At 71.2% G+C, this 4,268-nt stretch carries 3 protein-coding genes; 1 reads left to right on the forward strand and 2 read right to left on the reverse strand.

The window, feature by feature from the left end:
- Window positions 1-51: 51 nt before the first annotated feature.
- Together DY245_RS34315 and DY245_RS34320 are read right to left on the reverse strand one after the other, a co-directional pair.
- Window positions 52-1,494 carry an amino acid permease gene (locus tag DY245_RS34315; protein WP_128511029.1) on the reverse strand — a complete coding sequence of 481 codons (1,443 nt, stop codon included), beginning with the start codon at window positions 1,492-1,494 and terminating at the stop codon, window positions 52-54.
- A gap of 305 nt (window positions 1,495-1,799) precedes the next feature.
- Complete coding sequence (locus DY245_RS34320; protein WP_128511030.1) at window positions 1,800-3,212, reverse strand: amino acid permease; 1,413 nt, start codon at window positions 3,210-3,212, stop codon at window positions 1,800-1,802.
- A 331-nt stretch (window positions 3,213-3,543) separates the two neighbouring features.
- Between DY245_RS34320 and DY245_RS34325 the strand changes: the two genes are divergently transcribed.
- Window positions 3,544-4,167: a biotin transporter BioY gene (locus tag DY245_RS34325; protein WP_128511031.1), complete on the forward strand. Its 624-nt coding sequence runs from the start codon at window positions 3,544-3,546 to the stop codon at window positions 4,165-4,167.
- The last annotated feature ends 101 nt before the right edge of the window (window positions 4,168-4,268 follow it).

The raw sequence follows: 4,268 nt of genomic DNA on the forward strand, positions 1-4,268 counted from the left end.
CGGGACCTCGGAATGAGGTCCCGCCCCGCCTGTAGGCAGTGCGTGTCGGCGCTACTTCGCGGCCTGCTCCGCGCCCTTGTCCAGCGCCCGCTGCCGTATGAGCCCGATCACGGTCAGCACCACACCGAACCCGCCGGTGAACAGCAGCTGGATGCGCTGGTTCTCGTCGCGCAGCATCAGCAGCAGCACGGCGACGATGCCCGCCAGCGCCACCCACGTCAGGAACGGGAACGCCCACATCTTCACCACGAGCTTCTCGGGCGCCTCCCGCTCCAGCTGCCGCCGCATCCGCAGCTGGGCGGCGGCGATGAAGCCCCACACCACCAGGACGGCCGCGCCGACCATGTTCAGCAGCCACTGGAAGACCGTGGTGGGCCACCAGAAGCTGAACAGGACGGCGAGGAAGCCGAAGGCGGAGCACATCAGGACGGTGCGGCGCGGGACGCCGTTGCTGACCTTGCCCAGGAAGGCCGGGCCCTGGCCGCGGGAGATGAGGGAGTAGGCCATCCGCGAGGCGCCGTAGATGTTGGCGTTCACCGCGGAGAGCAGCGCGACCAGGATGACCACGTTCATGATCTGGCCGGCCGCCGGGATCTTGAGGTAGTCCAGCACCGCCACGTAGGGGCCGCTCTTGGCGATCGAGGGGGCGCTCCAGGGGATGACGGTGACGATGACGGCCATCGAGCCGACGTAGAAGAGGGCGATCCGCCACATGGCGGTACGCACCGCGCCGGCGACACCGCGCACCGGGTCCTTGGACTCGGCCGCCGCGATGGTCACGGTCTCCAGACCGCCGTAGGCGAACACCGACGCCAGCAGACCGATCATCAGGCCGTCGACGCCCTTGGGGAGGAAGCCGCCGTCGCCGGTGAGGTGCGTGGTGCCCGGCGCCTGGGTGCCGGGGAGCACACCGAAGATCGCCAGCAGGCCCAGGATCAGGAAGAGGCTGATCGCCGCGACCTTCAGGGCGGCGAACCAGAACTCGAACTCGCCGAAGTTCTTCACCGCGGCCAGGTTCGTAGCGGTGAAGATCACCATGAACAGCAGCACCCACATCCAGGGCTCGGTGCCCGGGAACCACTGGTGCATCACATCCGCGGCGCCGAGCGCCTCGGCGGCCACCGCCACACACAGCAGCGCGGTGAACATCCAGCCCACCGTGAAGCCGGCCCAGGAGCCGATGGAGCGCTCGGCGTGCACGGAGAAGGAGCCGGAGGCCGGATTGGCCGCGGACATCTCACCGAGCATCCGCATGATCAGCATGATCAGGGCGCCGGAGACGGCGTAGGCCAGCACGATCGAGGGGCCGGCCGCCGCAATGCCCTCGCGCGAGCCGACGAACAGGCCCGCGCCGATCACGCCGCCCAGGGCGATCATCGAAAGATGGCGCTGCTTGAGCCCGTTGGACAGCGCGGGGCCGTTGTCGGGGCCGCCGCCCTGAACCGCGTCGGTCTGCTCGCGCGCGGGTGCGGCGGACGAGGGTGTCCGATTCATGTCGTACCTGTCCCAGTAGGTGAGAGCGGAGCAAGGCGATACTGCGTTCTCCCGGGGCCGCGACCGGCGCGACGGTGCTGCCAGGCCCCCCGGGACCCCCGCAGGGGCAGCAGGTCGCGCAGGGGCTGCCGACGGCGGGGCTCCGGGTTCCTCGGCAAAGCTGGCTCAGTCTGGGTGCCGGTGTCCGCTCAGGGCAACAGTCGTGCAGTGAATGTTCGCTATTCAGACGCGTTCGTCACCGTGTGTGCCTGAATCATCGTCGAATGCGACGCGGTGTGATCCCCGCCTCAGGGGCCTCAGGAGCCTCAGCGCCGCGCGCGGCGCTGACGCAGCTCCCGTACGCCCGCCACGAGCAGCACCGCGCAGGTCGCCCCGGCCGACCACAGCAGCTGCGGGCGGGCCGTGGCATCGGTGAGCATCAGCACCAGCACACCGCCCATCGCCAGCAGTGCCGCCCAGGTCAGATACGGGAAGGCCCACATCCGCAGGGTCAGCTTCCCGGGCGCCTCGCGTTCGATACGCGGACGCAGCCGCAGCTGGGAAACGGCGATCAGGCCCCAGACGAACAGCAGCACCGCGCCTACCGCATTGAGCATGTAAAGGAAGACCGAATCCGGCCACTTCAGATTCAGCAGCACGGAGACAAACCCGAAGGCCACCGAGGCCAGCACCGCCCGGCGCGGCACCCCGCCGCCCGACACCTTCAGCAGCGCCCGCGGCGCCTCGCCCCGCTCGGCCAGCGAGAACACCATCCGCGACGAGCCGTAGAGGTTGGCGTTCAGCGCCGAGAGCAGCGCCACGAACACCACGATGTTCATGATCTGCCCGGCGCCCGGCACACCGAGGCTGTCCAGCACCGCGACGTACGGGCTCTGGCCCGGCCGCATCGACGACCAGGGCAGCAGGGTGACGATGACCAGCATCGAGCCGACGTAGAAGAAGAGGATCCGCCACACCGCGCTGCGCACCGCCCGGCCCACCGCGCGCGCCGGATCGTCCGACTCGGCCGCGGCGATGGTGACGACCTCCAGGCCGCCGAAGGCGAACACCACCGCGAGGACGCCGGAGATCACCCCCGCCCAGCCGTTGGGCAGAAAGCCGCCCTGCCCGGTGAGGTTCGTCAGCCCCACCGGCTGGGTGTCCGGCAGCACCCCGCAGATCGCCAGCACGCCGAGGCCGAGGAACAGCACGATCGCGCTGACCTTCAGGGCGGCGAACCAGAACTCGAACTCACCGAAGTTCTTCACCGCGGCCAGGTTGGCGACGGTGAAGACGATCATGAAGATCAGCACCCAGCCCCACTGCGGCACCGCCGGCACCCAGCCGCCGGCGATCTGCGCCGCGCCGGTGGCCTCCACGGCCAGCACCACGACCAGCAGGAACCAGTACAGCCAGCCCACGCTGAAACCGGCCCAGCGGCCCAGCGCCCGCTCCGCATGTACCGAGAACGCGCCGGAGGCCGGCATCGCCGCCGACATCTCACCGAGCATCCGCATGACCAGCATCGCCAGCGTGCCCGCGATCAGATACGACAGCACGATGCCCGGGCCGGCCACCGAGATGCCCGCGCCGGACCCCACGAACAGGCCGGCGCCGATCACCCCGCCCAGGCCCAGCATCGTCAGATGGCGCTGCTTGAGCCCCGCGGACAGCGGCTCGCTCGTGCCGGTGCCCGCACCGGCACGGGTCTGCCCGGTGGTGGTCGGTGTGTCGTGCATGGGCTCGTACTCTCGCAAGGGGGCGGGGCGGCAGGGCCGCCGGAGGTTTGGGGGAACTCCACAGGTCACCGCGGGGCGGACCCAGTGTCGCCGCACCCCGCGCGCTACCACAAAACCGGCGCCCCGAAGCGGTCTCGGCCGTGATGAGCATCACGTGACCTGCAAAGACGTCCCGCGCGCCAACGAGGCCGGGCATTCTGGCGGTTGTTCGGAACTCTCCAAGCGGGCCGGTACGGCTTTGTCGCTGCCACACGATGATCGCCGGTGGTCCGCTGGACTAACGTCATCGCGTCCCGACCCGTCCCGATCCCACTCACACCGCGGAGTCCCGATGAGCACTGGCCGCCTCACCCTCCCCCACGCTTCGCACGGGGGAACCCCCATCGGCGCGGTCCTCGCCGACCTGCTGCCCGCCGCCACCGCCTCCCGCGCCCGCGTGCGCGACGCCGCGCTGGTGCTCGGCGGCGCCGCGCTCACCGGCATCGCGGCCCAGATCGCCGTCCCGGTCCCCGGCTCCCCGGTCCCGGTCACCGGCCAGACCTTCGCCGCCCTCCTGGTCGGTGCCTCGTTCGGCGCGGGCCGCGGTCTGCTCTCCCTCGCGCTGTACGCCCTCGCCGGCATCGCGGGCATGCCGTGGTTCGCGGCCGGTGCCTCCGGCGCCGGCGGCGCCACCTTCGGCTACATCCTCGGCATGCTGCTCGCCGCCACCGTCGTGGGCGCGCTGGCCCGCCGCGGCGGCGACCGCGGAGTGCTGCGCACCGCCGGCACCATGGCCGCCGGCACCGCCCTGATCTACGCCGTCGGCGTCCCCTACCTCGCGCTGAGCACCGGCATGTCCTTCGGCCAGGCCGTCGCCGTCGGTCTCGTCCCGTTCCTGATCGGCGACGCCCTCAAGGCGGCGCTGGCCATGGGCGCGCTGCCGACCGCGTGGAAGCTGGCGGGGCGCCGCGGATAAGCGCCGTCCGCTTAACGAACGGGCCGGGCCCCGCACTCACCCAAAGGTGACTGCGGGGCCCGGCCCGTTGTCCGTCCGGCTACTTCCGCTCCGCGGGCTGC

The organism is Streptomyces inhibens (genome assembly GCF_003389455.1).
Lineage (GTDB): Bacteria > Actinomycetota > Actinomycetes > Streptomycetales > Streptomycetaceae > Streptomyces > Streptomyces inhibens.